Origin of the sequence: Sandarakinorhabdus rubra (assembly GCF_010994245.1) — a bacterium.
GTDB classification, from domain to species: domain Bacteria; phylum Pseudomonadota; class Alphaproteobacteria; order Sphingomonadales; family Sphingomonadaceae; genus Sandarakinorhabdus; species Sandarakinorhabdus rubra.
In genome coordinates, this window is the sequence record NZ_WMHO01000034.1 from 1 (window position 1) to 16,334 (window position 16,334).

At 67.7% G+C, this 16,334-nt stretch carries 12 protein-coding genes and 1 tRNA gene; 5 read left to right on the forward strand and 8 right to left on the reverse strand.

Translation table 11 applies throughout. From position 1 onward, the window contains the following. The coding region (locus GJV64_RS03715; RefSeq protein ID WP_164155938.1) for a cation-translocating P-type ATPase at nt 1-2,011 on the forward strand (2,011 nt) is incomplete at its 5' end. Between the two features lie 61 nt (nt 2,012-2,072). On the opposite strand, the gene GJV64_RS03720 is transcribed toward GJV64_RS03715, so the two are convergent. Continuing rightward, nucleotides 2,073-4,157, reverse strand: coding sequence for an MASE1 domain-containing protein (locus GJV64_RS03720; protein ID WP_164155939.1), 2,085 nt, complete (start codon nt 4,155-4,157; stop codon nt 2,073-2,075). Between the two features lie 32 nt (nt 4,158-4,189). On the opposite strand from GJV64_RS03720, the gene GJV64_RS03725 reads away from it, so the two are divergent. Then, on the forward strand, nt 4,190-4,495 hold the full coding sequence (locus GJV64_RS03725) for a hypothetical protein (protein ID WP_164155940.1): 306 nt from the start codon (nt 4,190-4,192) through the stop codon (nt 4,493-4,495). On the opposite strand, the gene GJV64_RS03730 is transcribed toward GJV64_RS03725, so the two are convergent. The 4 genes from GJV64_RS03730 to GJV64_RS03745 form a co-directional block, all read right to left on the reverse strand. Beyond that, on the reverse strand, nt 4,471-5,169 hold the full coding sequence (locus GJV64_RS03730) for a response regulator transcription factor (RefSeq protein WP_164155941.1): 699 nt from the start codon (nt 5,167-5,169) through the stop codon (nt 4,471-4,473). The genes GJV64_RS03725 and GJV64_RS03730 overlap by 25 nt on opposite strands. 79 nt (nt 5,170-5,248) lie before the next feature. Next, nucleotides 5,249-5,803, reverse strand: coding sequence for a thioesterase family protein (locus GJV64_RS03735; RefSeq protein WP_164155942.1), 555 nt, complete (start codon nt 5,801-5,803; stop codon nt 5,249-5,251). Between the two features lie 3 nt (nt 5,804-5,806). Continuing rightward, complete coding sequence (locus tag GJV64_RS03740) at nt 5,807-6,991, reverse strand: DUF1302 domain-containing protein (protein ID WP_164155943.1); 1,185 nt, start codon at nt 6,989-6,991, stop codon at nt 5,807-5,809. Nucleotides 6,992-7,121: 130 nt separating this feature from the next. Next, entirely contained in the window at nt 7,122-10,283 is a 3,162-nt protein-coding gene (locus tag GJV64_RS03745; RefSeq protein ID WP_164155944.1) for an outer membrane lipoprotein-sorting protein, read from the reverse strand. A 398-nt stretch (nt 10,284-10,681) separates the two neighbouring features. On the opposite strand from GJV64_RS03745, the gene GJV64_RS03750 reads away from it, so the two are divergent. Continuing rightward, a complete protein-coding gene (locus tag GJV64_RS03750) occupies nt 10,682-11,962 on the forward strand; it encodes an APC family permease (protein WP_235927581.1) in 1,281 nt (426 codons plus the stop codon). Nucleotides 11,963-11,966: 4 nt separating this feature from the next. Here GJV64_RS03750 and GJV64_RS03755 read toward each other — a convergent pair whose 3' ends face one another. Together GJV64_RS03755 and GJV64_RS03760 are read right to left on the reverse strand one after the other, a co-directional pair. Further along, nucleotides 11,967-13,580: a phytoene desaturase family protein gene (locus GJV64_RS03755; protein WP_164155945.1), complete on the reverse strand. Its 1,614-nt coding sequence runs from the start codon at nt 13,578-13,580 to the stop codon at nt 11,967-11,969. Then, nucleotides 13,577-14,770, reverse strand: coding sequence for an aromatic ring-hydroxylating oxygenase subunit alpha (locus GJV64_RS03760; RefSeq protein WP_164155946.1), 1,194 nt, complete (start codon nt 14,768-14,770; stop codon nt 13,577-13,579). Before GJV64_RS03760 ends, GJV64_RS03755 begins: the two co-directional genes overlap by 4 nt. 72 nt (nt 14,771-14,842) lie before the next feature. On the opposite strand from GJV64_RS03760, the gene GJV64_RS03765 reads away from it, so the two are divergent. After that, the gene (locus GJV64_RS03765; RefSeq protein WP_164155947.1) at nt 14,843-15,439 is read left to right on the forward strand and encodes a TetR family transcriptional regulator C-terminal domain-containing protein; all 597 of its coding nucleotides are present in this window, start codon (nt 14,843-14,845) and stop codon (nt 15,437-15,439) included. Nucleotides 15,440-15,560: 121 nt separating this feature from the next. Here GJV64_RS03765 and GJV64_RS03770 read toward each other — a convergent pair. After that, nucleotides 15,561-15,634 (reverse strand) — tRNA-Cys (locus GJV64_RS03770). A 160-nt stretch (nt 15,635-15,794) separates the two neighbouring features. Between GJV64_RS03770 and GJV64_RS03775 the strand changes: the two genes are divergently transcribed. After that, nucleotides 15,795-16,334 (forward strand): protein-L-isoaspartate O-methyltransferase family protein (locus tag GJV64_RS03775; RefSeq protein ID WP_164155948.1); only part of this gene is annotated, 540 nt, incomplete at its 3' end.

The following is a 16,334-nucleotide window of genomic DNA, read 5'->3' on the forward strand; positions in this document are numbered from 1 at the left end:
GGCGCCGCCGGGTGGTGATGGCCTGCCGCACCTCCACGCCGGCACGTTGGTGGTGCGCGGCGCCGGCCTGGCGCAGGTGCTCGCCACCGGTGCCGCCACCCACATGGGCCAGATCGGCATCATGCTGGCCACGGTCGACACCGAGGTGCCGCGCCTTGCCGTGCAGACCCGCCGTCTGGTGCTGTGGTTTGCCGGCTTCGGGCTGGCGGCGAGCCTGGCGGCGGTGCTGCTCTATGGCCTGCTGCGCGGCGGCTGGTTGCAGGCGGTGCTGGCCGGCATCGCGCTCGGCATGGCGATGCTGCCGGAGGAGTTTCCGGTCGTCCTCACCGTGTTCATGGCGATGGGGGCCATGCGGCTGTCGCGCCGCCATGTGCTGGTGCGCCGCGCCGCCGCCATCGAATCGCTGGGCGCCGCCACCGTGCTATGCAGCGACAAGACCGGCACCCTCACCCAGAACCGCATGGCGGTGGTGGCGCTGTGGCGGCCCGGTGACGCGCAGGCCGCGGCGCCCGATGCTGCCGCTCATGCCGAGCTCGCCGCGCTCGGCCGGCTGGCCAGCCCGCCCCACCCTACCGATCCAATGGACATTGCCTTCCACGCTCTCGCCGCCGATCTCGGTGCCCCGGCGCTGGCGGAGGACGTGCTGCGCCTCTATCCACTGGCGCCTGGCCAACCTGTTATGGCGCAGGCCTGGGCTGGCGGACAGTGCGCGGCAAAGGGCGCCCCCGAAGCGGTGGCGCGGCTGTGCAGGCTTGATGTCGCCGCGCTGGCCGGCATGGAGGCCGCCGCCAGGGCGATGGCCGCGCAGGGCCTGCGCGTGCTGGCGCTGGCCGCATGCGCCCTGCCGGACGGGCCACTGCCAGTCGACCTCGGCGCGCTGCCGCTCGAATTCCGTGCCCTTGTCGGCATCGCCGATCCGCTGCGCGCCGATGTGCCCGCTGCGGTGCGCGCCTGCCGGGCCGCCGGCGTGCGGGTGATGATGATCACTGGCGATTATCCCGAAACCGCCCGCGCCATTGCCGCCCAGGCCGGCATCGAGCCGCTGGACACCCTCACCGGCGCCGAGCTCGACGCGCTCGACGATGACGCCCTCAGCCGCCGGCTGGCGGGGGTGGGCGTGTGCGCCCGCATCCAGCCGCGCCAGAAGCTGCGCATCGTTACCGCGCTGAAGGCCGGCGGCGAGGTGGTGGCGATGACCGGCGACGGCGTCAACGACGCGCCGGCGCTGAAGGCCGCGCACATCGGCGTGGCCATGGGCGGACGCGGCACCGACGTGGCGCGCGAAGCCTCGGCCATCGTGCTGCTCGATGATGATTTCGGCGCCATCGTCACCGCCATGCGGCTGGGCCGGCGCATCCACGACAATCTGCAGAAGGCCATGGGCTTCATCGTGGCGGTGCATGTGCCGATTGCCGGGCTGGCGCTGCTGCCGCTCCTGACGGGAATGCCGCTGCTGCTGGGCCCGGTGCATATCGCCCTGCTGGAGATGATCATTGATCCGGTCAGCGCACTGGCCTTTGAATCAGAGGATGCCGAAGCCGATGTGATGCGCCGGCCACCGCGTTCGCCGGATGCGCCGCTGTTTGCGCCTGCCATGGTCGCCAGGTCGGCCGCTCAGGGGGTCGTGGTGCTGGCGCTGATCGCCGCCTTCACGCTCGCCCTGTGGCAGACGGGTCTGCCCGAGCCACTGCTGCGATCGGCGGCGTTCCTGTCCCTGTGTGCCGGCGTGCTGGTGCTGATGCTGATCAATCGCCGCTTTGGCGGCACGCTGCGGGCGCTGGTGGGCGGCGCCAATCGAGTGGTGATGCTGGTGCTGGGGCTGGTGCTGGCGTTGCTTGCGGCCACCCAGTGGCTGCCTGTGCTAGCAAGAATGTTGAAGTTCGCGCCAGTGGGCGTGCCGCTGGCGCTGACGATCCTGGGCGGCGCGCTTGTTGCCATCGCCGTGCTGCAGGCGCTGAAACGGCAATGGCCAGCCGGGCAGGAGGATCGGAGCCGGCATCTTCGCGCGTGAGTTCGCGCAAGGGAGGAGCCCCGCCCGCCTGACACTCACGCCGTTGCCGCAGGAGCGAACCTCAAACGTCGAGGCTTTCAAGCGTGGTGGCGCGCGCCAGCGTTGCGGCGAGACCATCCTCCAGCGCCAGCGGCTTGACCAGCACGGCGTCGAGACCGGCAGCGAGATAGCGGGCGTGATCTTCGCGCGCGCCGTGCGCCGTCAGGGCAACAAGGCTGACAAGGCTGGCCTGGCCGCCCAGCGCCCGGATGCGCCGCACGGCGACCAATCCCCCCTCGTTGTCCCCACCAATGCTGATATCCATCAGCACCAGATCAGGGGTTTCCTGCACAAGGGCATCGATGGCGCTCTCGGTGCTGGCAGCAGTGATCACGTGGTGGCCATGGCTGGCGAGCAGGCTGGTGGTGACGGTGGCGGCAATCGGATCGTCTTCCACCAACAGGATGCGGCGAGGTGGATCGGCAACCACCATGCCAGGGCTGTCTGGCGCCACAATTGCGGGCAGCGGCAATTCGATGCGGAACTGGCTGCCTCCGGTTGGCGGCGCGCGGTACGTGATGCTGCCGCCCATCAGTTCCACAAGCCGCCGGCAGATGTGCAGGCCAAGCCCCAGGCCGGTCGAGCGGTTGCCGGGCTTGGGCTCCAGCACGAAAGCATCGAACAGGTTTGGCACACGGTCGGGCGGGATGCCGGGGCCCGTATCGCTGATTTCCATCACCAGCGGCAGCGGCGCGCCCTGGTGCCAGCCGACAGCGATGCTCACGGAACCGGCACTGGTGTAGTTGATGGCGTTGGTGACCAGATTGCCAAGCACCTGCTCAAAGCGGGCCCGGTCACCCAGCACCTGTCGGGGCAGGCGGTCCTGACCGACGGCGGACAGCGCGATGCCCTTGGCGGCGGCCGGTTCGGCAACGATTTCCATCACGTCGCCAATCGATTGCGCGGGGCTGAAGGGCGCTGGATTGAGGACAATGCGCCCGGCATCGGCCCTGGCAACATCGAGGATATCGGTCACCAGCGTCGTCAGCACCCGGCCCGCCCGCAACCCGAGACCGGTCAGGCGCTGTTGTTCCGCGGTCATGGGCGAGCGCTCGAACTGTTGCAGCACGCCCATCATGCCGGCCAACGGCGTGCGCACATCGTGGCTGATCATCGTGAGCAGGCGAATGCGATCGGACGACGCGCGTTCGGCGGCGCTGCGGGCCACTCTTTCAGCGCGCACCGTGCGTCGCAGGTCGGCCAGGGCGGCTGCCAGCAGCATGCCGGCGATGGCTTCGGCGAAGAGGTAGGAATGCAGCAGGGCAAAGCTGTCATAGAAACTTTCGCGCTTGAACGGCCCAACGCCCAGCAAGGTCACGCCAACGCCGCCGGCCGCCATCAGCAACGTCACGGCTGCCGGCCCGGTGAGACCGAAGCGTGCGCCGGCCCAAAGGCTGAGCAGCAGGGTGAACAGCTTGCACAGTTCCACCGCCCAGATCGGATTGTTGATCAGCAGCAGCCCGGCGATGATGCCGACGCCGGCCATGGCAAAGGCGGCGGCATCGGCCACGTCGCGCAGGCGTGGGCGGTGCCTCAGATAGCGATCCCACAGCAATATGGGCGGCGCCACGATGAGCACGCCCATCGCATCGCCCATCCACCACACCAGCCAGGCTGATGACACAGCGCTGTTTGCCGCGCCGGCGGCGCCCACGGCCAGCGTGCCAACCGTGGCCGACAGCGTGGTGCTGCCCAGCGCGGCGATCAGGATGAACAGCAGAACCCGCCACAACTCGCCCGGTTCACCGGTCGCTCGCATGCGCTGTTCAATGCGGCTGCGCAGGATGATGGTCGCCACCAGCGCCGGCAGGGCATTGCCCAGTGCCACCAGCGCAGCGAACGGCCAGTGGGCCATCTGGAAGGCATTCACGGCAAAGGCGCCGGCGATCACACCCCACACCAGCCGCCGCCCGCCCATCCACAGCGCGGCAAAGGCGATCCCCGTGGGCGGCCAGAACAGGGTTACGACATCGCCCACAAACGCCAGCTTCAACCCGGCCATGCCGGTGGCGAAATAGGCCAGCGCCACGCCGAGATTGAGCAGCAGCGTTTCGGTCCATGCCGGGGGCGCGGTGGGCCAGGGGCGCACTGCCAGAAAGGGTTGCATCGTCACCGCGGCCATGGTGGAGGCAGCAGGCAATGGGCGAAATCGACAAACCCCGGCTGGCGCAACTGCTGGCGCTGATGGGCCGCGAACAGTTGCTGGCGCTGGCCGCGCAGCTGGCGGACGGGCTGGCGGAACTGACCGAGATGCCCACGGCCCACATCGGTGATCATCTGCACCGCCTTCGCGGCGGCGCTGCCAGCCTCGGCCTGGCGGGCCTGGCTGCCGATCTGGCTGCTGCCGAGGCCGGACAGGGCAACGTTGCCGCCCTGGCGCAGCGTGCGCCGGGACTGGTGCAGGCCTATGCCGCGGCCCTTCATGCGGCAAGCTGCCAGCGATAGCCCTGGCCGGGCACGGTCTGCAGGGCGGCGGCCAGGGCGCTGCCCCGCAGTTTTCGGCGAATGCGGCTCACCAAGACGTCGATACTGCGCGCTGCCGTCAGGCTGTCGGCCGAGCCGCTGACTTCCAGCAGATAGTCACGGGACAGGACGGCACCGCCGGCCTGCACAAGCGCAGCGAGCACATCAAATTCGGCACGGGTCAGCCGCTGCACCTGGCCATCGGGATCAGCCAGTTCGCGGCGCACCAGATCGAGCGTCCACCCGGCCAGCTCGCGCGTGGCCGCGCCGGGCTGGCCGCGCCGCCAGCGCCGCAGCACGGCACGCACCCGCGCATTCAGTTCGCCCAGGTCGATGGGCTTCACCAGATAATCATCGGCCAGATCAAGGCCACGGATGCGATCCTGTGTGCCGCCAAGGCTGGTGAGGAAGATGACGGCGGGATTGCCGATCGATTGCAGCCTGGAAGCCACCTCATGCCCCGACCCATCGGGCAGGCGAATATCGATCAGCACCAGATCGGCCGGCGTTTCGGCAAAGCTGGCCCGGGCGGCATCGCCGGTATCGGCCTGCCGCACCACGAAACCGGCCGCGCCCAGGGACGTTGCCACGATGCTGCGGACGATCGGATCATCCTCGACGATCAGAATCGAGGCACTTTCGGATGGTTCACTCATGCCCACTGCAAACTGCACATTGCGTTCAAGAACTTCATGTCGGCTGATTATTTCATTGATTACAGTGGCAGAATGCCGGTCAGGCCAAGGCCCGGAGCTGAGGTTGATGGCGGCCGTCGACGGCATCGTCAAACGCCAACAGCGCCCTGGCATGATCGGGCAGGACCAGCGGGCTGAGCGGATAGGGCAACTGCGCGCGCAGATCTTCGGGATCGATCCAGCGACCATGGCTGCGAAAGCCGGCCTTGGCCAGAGACAATGCCACGGAACGGCCGTCGCCATTGCGCACGCGATGTTCAAGATAGGTCCAGCGCTCATCCCAGCCCAGCAGGCGGGTTTCGATGCGGGCCACGTCCCACAGGCGCAGCTCGCGGCGATACTGCACCGCCACCGATCCCAGGATCGGCTTCCACCGGTTGCGCCGGATCACCGCCCAGATGCCGGTGCGGATCAGCCATTCGGCACGGTTGAGATCGATCAGCTGAAGATAGCGGCCGTTGTTGAGGTGGAGATTGATGTCGATGTCGTGCGGCATCACGCGGAACCGGCTGTCCACGGGCTCGGTGGCGGGCACCATGGCGGCGCCGTTGGCTCGTGCGAGCATCGGCAGCATGCGTCCGAACAGCTTGATCATTGCTCAATACCCCGCCGTGAGTTGCAGCCAGCCGGCCGACAGCGAACGAACCCGCCCGAAATAGCTGTTGGACGGCCCGGTGAAGATGTCGGCCCCCACGGCCAGCCGCAGGCCATCGCGGATGCTGGTCGAAAGTCGCGGTCGCAACGCGGTGTCACCGGGCTCGAGATAGTGGATGACGGCGATCTCGGCTTCGGCGCTGTCATTGGCAAAGCGCCGCGCCAAACGGAAGGTGACGCCGTTCTGCACGCGATCGAGCTGGTTGTTCACTGCGGCCGAAAGCGTGGCAACGCTGCGGGTGACCGGATCGGCAATCAGGCGCGGATCGCGGTGATCGAAGATGACGCGCAGGCTGTACTGGAGGTTGATGTTCCAGCCGCCGGCCAGGTTCACGTCGCCGCCAGCCACCAGCCAGAGATTGTCGTTCTTGATGAAGACCGTGTCGGCACCCAGCACGCGCGTGTGGGCCGCCTCCACCCGCCATCCGACAGTGCCGATGGTGCCGGCAGCATCGGCGCCGAGCACGCTGATATCGGGGAAGGTCTGCTGCAGGGCGGCAATCGTGCCCGGCAGGGCCGGCCGGGCGGTGAAATCGCGATTGCGATCGATACCGCGGAACCATGACAGCGACCAATCGAAGGCGCCACCGCTCGAATCCAGCTTCAGCGCGAACTGGCTCGAGGCGCGGCGCTGCTCATCGGGCAGCACGGCAATGCCGGGGCGGCTGCGTTCGAGCGGGAAGATGTTGGGCCGGAATTCCGGCAGCCAGATCGCATCGACCGTGAGATTTCCCCTGCCCCAGCGCCCCTGCACCATGGCAGGGCCCTGGCGCTGATCATCATCGCTGGCCGCCAGCAGGGTGTAGTCGCGACCCGACAGATTGTCGGTCGGGTTCAACCGGTCAGCCCGGCCCCAGACGATGATCTGGCGGCCGGCGCGCAGTTCCACCTCGCCGACGGCCAGGCGCGCCCATGCTTCCACGGCGTCCGTGCGCCAGCGGCCCGTGCGGTCTATCTGGGCATAGGCTTCGGCGCGGCCATCAAGGACGCCGGCCTTCGGCGCGATGCGGGCGCGCACGCCCAGCATGGGCACCAGCGTTTCGCCATTCAGATCGCGATCATGGGTCCACACGCCGGCACGGGCCGAAAGGCGCAGGCCCAGCGTATCGGCAAGGCCCGTTTCTGCCATGAAGTTGCCGGCCTCCGACCCGAGGGGGTCATTGGTTGGAGCGGGGGCCGGCTGCTCCACAGGCGAGGGGTCAGTCGCGCCGGGAACCTCTGTCAGCAGCGATGCTGCCAGCAACCACAACAAAGGCATGTCAGCGGGCGTTCTCGAGGCTGCGCGGCTGGAACTGGCTGGCGGCCACCGGCTGGTCGGTGCGGAAGCTGGAATATTCGATGGTCGTGCTGTGGCCGGTCGTCAGGTTGCGCATGGTCTGGCGCATGGCCTGGAAGCGGCGATTGACCGGATCGACCAGCCGCACGTCTTCGGCGATATAGGTCTTCGCCAGCGTGCCGGTGGCATCGAAATACTCGGCCTTCACCAGCACGTTGTCGGCTGCACGCAGCCAGCTCAGGCGGCGGCCATAGCCGGTGCTGGCGGTGACACCGGCATCTCGCGGGGTGGACTCGATCACGCGGGTGGCGATGCCCGACAGCGTTTCAGTGCGCAGCACCCGATGGCTCCACTCCGCCACCGGATGGCCCAGCACGTCGCCATAGCTGAAGTCGGTGCCGACAAAGGCATCCTTGCGGCTGGAGGCCGGCAGGCGGCGCACCTTCTTCAGGGCCGGCAGATAGACCCAGATGTCATCATCCGCGTCCGCGTTCTCGATGGTGAGCACCGAGGTGCCGGCAATATCGGCTGGCCCGGTGAAGCGCACGACACGGCGATTGCCTTCGCCGTCCGGCTTGGCCTCGCTCACCGACAGCGTCTGGCGGATGCGGCTCTGCCCGGCCTTGTTGGTGAGGACGAAGCGACCGACGGCCGTGGAGCGCAGCGCCTTGCCGGCCTTCAGGCTGTCGGCCATCAGCTGCGCGGCATCGACGCTCTGAGCGGCCGCGCGATCGGGCATCGCCAGGCCGCCCAGCGCAAGGGCCACGGCAAGGCCAGCCATCGCCGGGCGAAGACGTGTCGCGGCGCCGCCAAAGATCACGCGCGGACGCACAACCAGCAGCGCCGCCACAAACAGCGTGAGCGTGGACAGCGCCGCCACCAGCATCGAGACCACGGTGAGCATGCCCAGCCAGATGTGGATGTTGAACCCGGCCGAGGCCATCAGCACCGCATAACCGGCGCCCACGGCGGTGGCGACGAACATCACCGCCTTGCCGGCGCTGGCAAAGGTGGCGCGGATGGCGCGGGCTTCGTCGGCACCCCCGCTGCGTCCATTGGCCCGCAGTTCCTCGCGCAGCCGCCACGTCATGTAGATGGCGTAATCGGCGCCGATCCCGATGGCGAGCGCCGACACCGTGGCCGTCGCGATCTGCAGCGGGATGCCGGCAAGGCCCATCACGCCGAACACCGAAACTGTGGTGAAAACAAGGGGCAGCAGGATCAGCGCCGCCAGGCTCAAGGAGCGGAACAGCAGCGCCGAGACCAGGAACACCATCGCATAGATCTGCAGGATATTCTTGATCTTGCCGTTCACCATCACCTCGTTCATCGCGGTTGGCGTGGTGATGGAGCCGCCCAGCCGCACCGTCACGCCCGGCGGGAAATTGGCGGCAATCTGTGGGCGGATCCGGGCATCGAGATCGGCGACGAAGGCCGAACTGTCGGTCTTCACGAAGGCCTGGATGATGGCATTCCGGTAGCCATAATCCACCAGCCCATCGAAATCGCCCGGCTCTCCCGACATCGAATAGAGCAGAAGATACTGCGAAATGAGGTCCCGATCCTGCGGCAGCACCCCGGGACCGGTACCGCCGGTCATGCCGCGATTGATCTGCTTGAGCATGTCAACCAGGCTCAACGTGTGGCCAACGCCAGGCTGACGCGCCAGCCAATCCTGGGTCTTGGCCATTGCGGCCAGCACGGCCGGATCCTTGATCGCATCATCAGACGCGCCTTCCACCAGCACATAGAAGCTGTTGGTGCCGGCCAGCCGCGCATTGAGCCGCTGATCGTCAACGCGCGCCGGCAGATCGGCCGAGAAGAAGCTGCGCAAGCTGTTGTCGATGCGGACCTGGGCAGCGCCGGCAATCATCAGCGCGGCAAAGACGCCGGCGCCGATGAACACGCGGCGGCGATGGGCCGTGTCGATCACCTGTTCGGCGAGCAGGGCCGCGAAGCGATCCCACAGGGTGATGGCTTTTTCCGCGTCCGCTTCGCGTGCGGCCGGCGGCGGCAACATGGCCCGCAGAGCCGGCGTGAAGGTGAGTTCCACCACCACGATGGCAAGTATGCCCAGGCAGCAGAACACGCCGAAGGTGCGGATGGCCTGAATGTCGAACACGATCAGCGACAGGAACGACAGCGCCGCAATGATGCAGGCGCCCATCATCACCGGGCCAACGCGCACCATCGATGCCATCACGGCAGCGCGGCTGGCGGCGCGCGGATCCACGCCCGGATCGGCCCGATGCCGATCATACTCCTCGTAATAGCGCTTCAGCATCTGCACGGCATGGCCGGCCGCGACCGCCAGGATCAGGATCGGCGTGACGTTGTTGAACGGATCGAGATGCACGCCAAACAGCGTCATGATTCCCAGTGACCACACCAGTGCCAGCACCGCCGTCACCAGCGGCAGGATCAGCCCCTGCACCGTTCGGAAGGCCTCGAAATGGACAAGCCCGATCAGCAGGATGGCAATCGGCAGCAGCCAGGCCATGCGCTTGGAGAAGGTTTCGAGATTGGCGAGGAACACGGGCTGGCCTGCCACCGCGATCGACACATCGGGCCCGCGCGCCGGCGCGATGGCCGCCTCCACTTGGGCCATCACGTGGCCGAAACCCTTCGGGTCCTTGGCGAACTCTACAAAAATGGCGGCGGTGCGTTCATCACGGCCCACCAGCACGTCGCGATAGGCCGGGTTGGCCGCCAGCCGTTCCCGCACCGCCCGCGCCTCGGCGACGGTGGCCGGCACATGATCGAGCAGGCGGGAAACCAGAAGGCCATCGGCGTTGCCGGCAATATCCTTGGCACGCGGCGCCGCCAGGCTCTGCAGATTGGCGCGGGTGACACCGGGCGTGGCGGCCAGTCGGTCCGTCACCTCCAGCAGCTTGCCGAGCACGGCCGGCTGCCACACGTCGCCCTGCCTGGGGGTGATGCCGATCACCACGGTATACCGGTTGCCGAACACCGCCTGCACCCGCTCGGTCACCTCGACGAAGGGGTGATCGCGCGGCAGCAGCTCATCGGCATCAACGATCACATTGAGGTTGCGCAGCTGCTGGCCGAGCAGCAGCGTGACCACCAGGCTGGCCAGCAGCACCAGCCGGCGGCGGGCAACGACAAGATTGGCAAAGCGTTCCATGATGCTGTCCCCGGCGCATTTGAACGGTTTGCGATGAGAGCCGTGTTGCCCACCCAGCCACAGCTCTCACCGCCAAGGCCCAAGCTCAACGGTCTGTATCGGGTTGGGTCAATCGGCAGGCCCTGCCATGTTAACGGCCATTAAAACGGTCGGGGCGCCGGTCTGGAGATGCATCGCCAGACGCTGAGGCTGGCATCGCAAGTTCGGTGATCAAGGCGGTTGTGGCTGCGCCGTTGACAAATGGGACGGCGACTTTCAGCCTTGGCGGTGATGGCCAACCACCCTTGTTCCGATGATGCCAGGCGCTGGCGCGCGCGGGCCAGCGAGATGCCAGCCGGTCGCCCGGGCAGCCTGAACTGGCGTTGGTTCTGAAACCGCAGCCGCTACCGGCCGGAACCGTGCCGCGCACGCTGGGGCTGAGCGCGTGCCTCGCCCTGGTGGTGGGCAACATGATCGGCTCTGGCGTGTTCCTGCTGCCGGCCAGCCTGGCGCCCTTTGGCTGGTCCGCGCTGGGCGGCTGGGCGGTGACGATTGCCGGCACCTTGTGCCTGGCGGCCTGTTTCTCGGCGCTGGCCCGCGCCTATCCACAAGCCGGCGGACCCTATGCCTACGTGGCTGAAGCCTTTGGCCCGGAAGCCGGTTTCATCATTGCCTGGAGCTATTGGATCGGCGTGTGGGTGGGCAATGCGGCCCTCGCCGTGGCCGTGGTGTCCAATCTTGCCGGCCTGGCCCCGGTGCTGAACAGCGTGCCGGGGTTGGGCGCAGGCGTGGCGGTGGCGGTGGTGCTGGCCTGCACGGCTGCCAACCTGGCCGGCGCACGGGTGGGAACCGGATTGGCCAAGGTGACGACGGTGCTGAAGCTGCTGCCCTTGCTGGCGGTGCTGGTGATGGGCCTGGTGCTGCTGGGGCGCGATGGCGGCGCGGCCGTGGTGACACCGCCCACGCCGATGAACGGCAGCAGCGTGATGGCCAGCCTGACGCTGACCATGTGGGCGATGCTGGGCTTTGAATCGGCCACAATTCCCGGCGACAAGGTGCGCGATCCCGGCCGGTTGATCCCGTTGGCCACCATGATTGGCACGGCCATGACCGGCATCATCTATCTGTTGATCTCGGCCCTGATGCTGGCTCTGGTGCCGGCCGGCAGCCTGGCACGCTCGCCGTCGCCCTTTGCCGATTTCGTGCGGCCGTTCGTGGGCGATGGCGCGGCCGCGCTGGTGGCGCTGTTTGCTGCCATTGCGGCCCTGGGCGCGGTCAATGGCTGGGTGCTGGTGGCCGGGGAGATGCCGCGCGCGATGGCGCTGGACGGGGTGTTCCCGCGCTGGTTTGCCGGGCTGAATGGGCGGCAGGCGCCAGGGCGGGCGCTGCTGTTCTCCTCCGGCCTCACCTGCATCCTGGTGCTGGCCAATTACAGCCGCAGCCTGGCCAGCCTGTTCGGCTTCATGCTGCTGGTATCCACCTCTGCCATGCTGGTGGCCTATCTGGCCGGCGCAGTGAGCCTATTGAGGCTGCGCGGGCGCGCGGTGGTGCTGGCCGGCGGTGCACTGGTGCTGGTGGCGGTGGGCGGCGTGGCCTACGCCGCGCTGGCCATTGTTGCGGCCGGCGCAGAGGCCGTGGGCTGGGGCGCCCTGCTGCTGCTCGCCGGCGTGCCGGTCATGCTGGCGATGCGGCGGGGCTGAACGCTCAGCTGCCCGACACCCGCCGCCAACGGCCCAGCCACTGCCGATCGGCCAGTATCTCGTGGGCGGCGTTGTGGCCGGGCGCGCCGGTGACGCCGCCGCCCGGATGGGTGCCGCTGCCGCACATGTAAAGGCCGTGAATTGGCCCGCGATAATCGCCATGCCCCAGCATCGGCCGCGCCGCCCACAATTGATCAAGGCTCATGCGGCCGTGGAAGATGTCACCGCCGATCAGGCCGAACTTGCGCTCCAGATCGAGCGGGGAATGGATCTGCCGGGCGATGACGCTGGCCTTGAAATTGGGGGCATGGGCGGTGACCGTGTCGATGATGTGATCGGCAACCGTTTCGCGCACATCATCCCAGCTCCGGCCATCGGGCAGCTCCGGCGCGAACTGCTGGCAGAACAGGCTGCAGACATGTTGGCCCGCCGGCGCCAGGCTGTCGTCAACCGTGGAGGGCAGTTTCATCTCGATGATCGGCGCGTCTGACCAGCCCTTGGCCCGGGCGTCGGTATAGGCCTTGTCCATGTAATCCAGCGTCGGCGCGATGATGATGCCGGCGGTGTGGTGTTCCGCCTTGTCCTTGCCCGGCAGCACGGAGAAATCCGGCAGTTCCGACAGCGCGACATTCATGCGGAAGGTGCCGGACCCTGTCTTGTAGCCGGCGATGCGGCGCCTGAAATCGGCCGGCAGGTCGCTGCTGTCCACCATCTGGCGATAGAGCAGGGCCGGGCCGACATTGGCCGCGACAATGTCGGCCGCCAGTTCCTGGCCCGATGCCAGGCGCACGCCGGCAACGCGGCCGCCCGACACGAGCAGGCGTTCGACCGGGCTTTCCAGACTGATCTCGACGCCAGCGAGTTCGCAGGCGCGGGCCATGGCCTGGGTGATGGCCCCCATACCGCCCACGCTGTGGCCCCACATGCCCTTCTTGCCGTTCACCTCGCCAAAGACATGGTGGAGCAGGACATAGGCCGACCCCGGCGTGTCGGGGCTGGCATAGTTGCCGACCACTGCATCGAACCCAAAGGCGGCCTTGACCGCGTCATGCTCGTACCAGCCATCAAGGAAATCGCGGGCCGAGCGGACGAACATGTCCAGCACGTCGCGCTGGGTCTCGATGTCCAGGCCAGCCAGGCGCCGGCCCTGGACCGCCGCACTGACAAGCGCGTGCAGGCCACCGCCGGCATTGGGCGGGGTTTTCAGCGTAAGGTCGCGCAGCACATCGGCCACGCGCTCGAGCGCCGCTTCATAGGCCGTGAAGGCCGCAGCGTCCCTCTGGCTGAAGCGGGCAAACTCGGCCTGGGTGCGGGCGGTGCCGCCACCCAGTTTCAGATAGTCGCCGTCGAGCGGGAAGAAATTGGAAATGGTGCGCTCGATGATGCGGAAGCCGTGATCGGCCAGCTTCATGTCGTCGATCACCTTGGGACGCAGCAGGCTGACCGTGTAGCTGGCCGTGGAGTTGCGGAAACCGGGAGCGAATTCCTCCGTGACGCAGGCGCCGCCGATGATGTGGCGGGCTTCCAGCACGCGCACCTTGAGGCCGGCGCGCGCCAGATAGAAGGCGCAGACCAGCCCATTGTGGCCGCCGCCGATGATCAGGGCATCATATCTCATGCGCGGCCATCCGGGTGTGAGGGGTGGGTATATTTCCGGCTCCAGCCGGGGGCCGGGGGATGGTGCAGCCGCGCCTCGGGGATGAGGCTGCGGACCCTGGCGGCAAAGCTGCGCAGGCACACTTCGGTTTGCGACAGGGGGCCAACCGTGAAGGACGACGATGCCATGCCGGCCTGCACGCGGCTGACCAGGGTTGTGTCCTCCGCATTCACCTCGCGGTTGATGCGGCCACTCAGATAGCGGGCGGCGCGCATCTCGCGGCGATCATCGGGCAGGGCATAGCTAATCTCGCGCAGTGCCGTGGTGGTCGGGCCTGTGGGCAGGAACTGCATGAAATCAATCTGATCGGCATAGATGTCGAACGCGATGTTGGGCCAAAGCTTGATGTACCACCAATACAGCTGGCGATCGTCGGGCAGGTGGGCCACGCGCGGCAGCAACCTCGCATACAGCCGTTCGGACCAGCTGCCGGTGCGCGCCAGATCGCAAAGTGGCCCGCCCAGCCAATCTGACCAGGGCCCCGCCAGCGTGACATAGTTCGGCCCGAACATTCGCTTGAGGCCCGGGTGGGACGGCAGGATGTGCAGATTGTCGGAATAATTGTCGGTGAGGTTTTTCCAGTTCACCGCGCGCGGCCGGGTGCGCGGCGGCGCCAGGGGCTGCATGTCCTCGAAGCGATAAAGGGCGACCTGATCATCCCAGGGCGCCATCATCTCGGCCACGCTGGGCAGGCCGGGCGCCAGGCGCACGAAGATGAAGCCGCGCCACACTTCAAGATCGACCGGCGCCAGGCCGTGGCCGGCGAGATCGAAAGCGGGATAGGTGGATTTCAGCGGCACGCCCGACAGCTGGCCATCGAGTTCGTAGACCCAGGCATGATAGGGGCAGACCAGCTTCCTGGCACAGCCATGCGTGCCATCGAGCAGGCGCGAACCACGGTGACGGCACACGTTGGTGAAGGCGCGCGGAGCGCCATCCTCGCCGCGCACCACGATGATGGATTCACCCAGATAGTCGAGGCTCTGCCAGTCGCCGGTGTTGGGGATGTCGTTCAGATGGCAGACAATCTGCCAGCTTGGCCGGAACAGGCGCGCAGCTTCGGCCTGCGCCCACTCCGCATCGTGATAGATCCACGCCGGCAGCGACCAGCCGGCATCGGGATCGGCCGCCGGTTCCGGCTGCGTTGCCATCGTCAGTCCCCTTGTTGCACAACTGTATAATCTTGTCGCCGCCCGCTTGGCAATGCTGCTATGGATTGTGGCATGAGCCTGCGTGCCACCTATGTCCGCGCCCCCGACCGACGCGCGCAGGACCTGATCGATGCCTGCGCCCGCGCCCTGGCCAGGCACGGTGCGGGCGGGGTTTCGGTGCGCACCATCTGCGCTGATGCCGGCGTGTCGCCGGGTCTGCTCCGCCACTATTTCGAGGGCATCGACGACCTGGTGGCGGCGACCTACGCCCATGTCGGCGCGGCGGTCGCCGATGCGCTGGACGCAGCGGTGGCTGCGGCCGGGCCCGATCCGCGGGCGCGGCTGGCCGCCTATGTCAACGCCAGCTTCCGTCCACCGATTGCCACGCAGGATCTGCTGTCCACCTGGCTGGCCTTCTGGAGCCTGGTCAAATCCGATCCGGCGATCGCGGCCCTGCACCGCGACATCTATGCCGGCTATCGCGTGGCGCTGGAGGCGCTGTTGCTGGACGCGGGCATGGCCGCAGCCGATGTCGGCCAGGCTGCGATCGCCATCACCGCACTGGTCGATGGGCTATGGCTGGAATTGTCACTCGATGCCGGCGTGTTCGGCGCGGAAGAGGCGGCTGCCATCGCCGCGCGCTGGCTTTCGGTATGGCTGCCTGAATGACAGACGAGATCGTGCTCAGGTGTCTCAAGGACTGGCGGCACAGGCCAGCAAAATGAGCCGCCCGGACCGGCTAGACGATCCGAACAACAAGGAATCGCCGGTTCGCCGCTGCGTCGCACGCTGGAGGCCCGAGCCGGAATCGAACCGGCGTATACGGATTTGCAGTCCGCTGCGTCACCACTCCGCCATCGGGCCTCGGGAGCGGACGCGTGGCCTAGCAAGGTGGCGGCGTGGCGGCAATCAGGAAATGCGCACGCGCCATGATTGCCTCCACACCATGGCGCGCTGCAACAGTTTCATTGCATGGGCCGCCGTCGCAGGGCAAAAGCGCCGCGGAAGAGCCAAGAGGCCGAACATGACCAACGCCAGCGCCGCATTGCGCCAGACCATGGTGGACACCCAGTTGAAGACCGTGGGTGTCACGGATGCCGCCGTACTGGCCGCCTTTGCCGACATCCCGCGCGAGCCGTTCCTGCCGCCGGCGCTGGCAAGCCTTGCCCATGCCGATGCCGCCCACGCCGTGGCGCCCGGCCGTCACCTGCTGGCGCCGCTGACCCTTGCCCTGCTGCTGGCACGGGCCGAGGTGCAGCCAGGTGAGCGCGCGCTGGTGGTGGGCAGCGCCAGCGGCTATTCGGCCGCAATCCTGGCGCGGCTGGGTGCGCGCGTCACTGCGCTGGAGAGCGACCCGGCTCTCGTGGCAATGGCCGAGCAGGCCGGGGTTGCCACCAATATGGGGCCGCTGGTCGAAGGCTGGCCGGCGGATGCGCCCTATGATCTCATCCTGTTCGAAGGCGCCATCGCCAGCGTGCCGCCGGCGCTCGCCGCACAGCTGGCGCCGGGGGGGCGCATTGTTGCCGTGCTGCGCGAAGCCGGAGTGGGCCGCGGCTTCGTGGGC

Bases quoted from the DNA above. Each gene is read 5' to 3' on its own strand.
- GJV64_RS03740 (WP_164155943.1), bottom strand. From the start codon at position 6,991: ATGGCAGAAACGGGCCTTGCCGATACGCTGGGCCTGCGCCTTTCGGCC.
- GJV64_RS03720 (WP_164155939.1), bottom strand. From the start codon at position 4,157: ATGCAACCCTTTCTGGCAGTGCGCCCCTGGCCCACCGCGCCCCCGGCA.
- GJV64_RS03730 (WP_164155941.1), bottom strand. From the start codon at position 5,169: ATGAGTGAACCATCCGAAAGTGCCTCGATTCTGATCGTCGAGGATGAT.
- GJV64_RS03725 (WP_164155940.1), top strand. From the start codon at position 4,190: ATGGGCGAAATCGACAAACCCCGGCTGGCGCAACTGCTGGCGCTGATG.
- GJV64_RS03765 (WP_164155947.1), top strand. From the start codon at position 14,843: ATGAGCCTGCGTGCCACCTATGTCCGCGCCCCCGACCGACGCGCGCAG.
- GJV64_RS03735 (WP_164155942.1), bottom strand. From the start codon at position 5,803: ATGATCAAGCTGTTCGGACGCATGCTGCCGATGCTCGCACGAGCCAAC.
- GJV64_RS03745 (WP_164155944.1), bottom strand. From the start codon at position 10,283: ATGGAACGCTTTGCCAATCTTGTCGTTGCCCGCCGCCGGCTGGTGCTG.
- GJV64_RS03760 (WP_164155946.1), bottom strand. From the start codon at position 14,770: ATGGCAACGCAGCCGGAACCGGCGGCCGATCCCGATGCCGGCTGGTCG.
- GJV64_RS03755 (WP_164155945.1), bottom strand. From the start codon at position 13,580: ATGAGATATGATGCCCTGATCATCGGCGGCGGCCACAATGGGCTGGTC.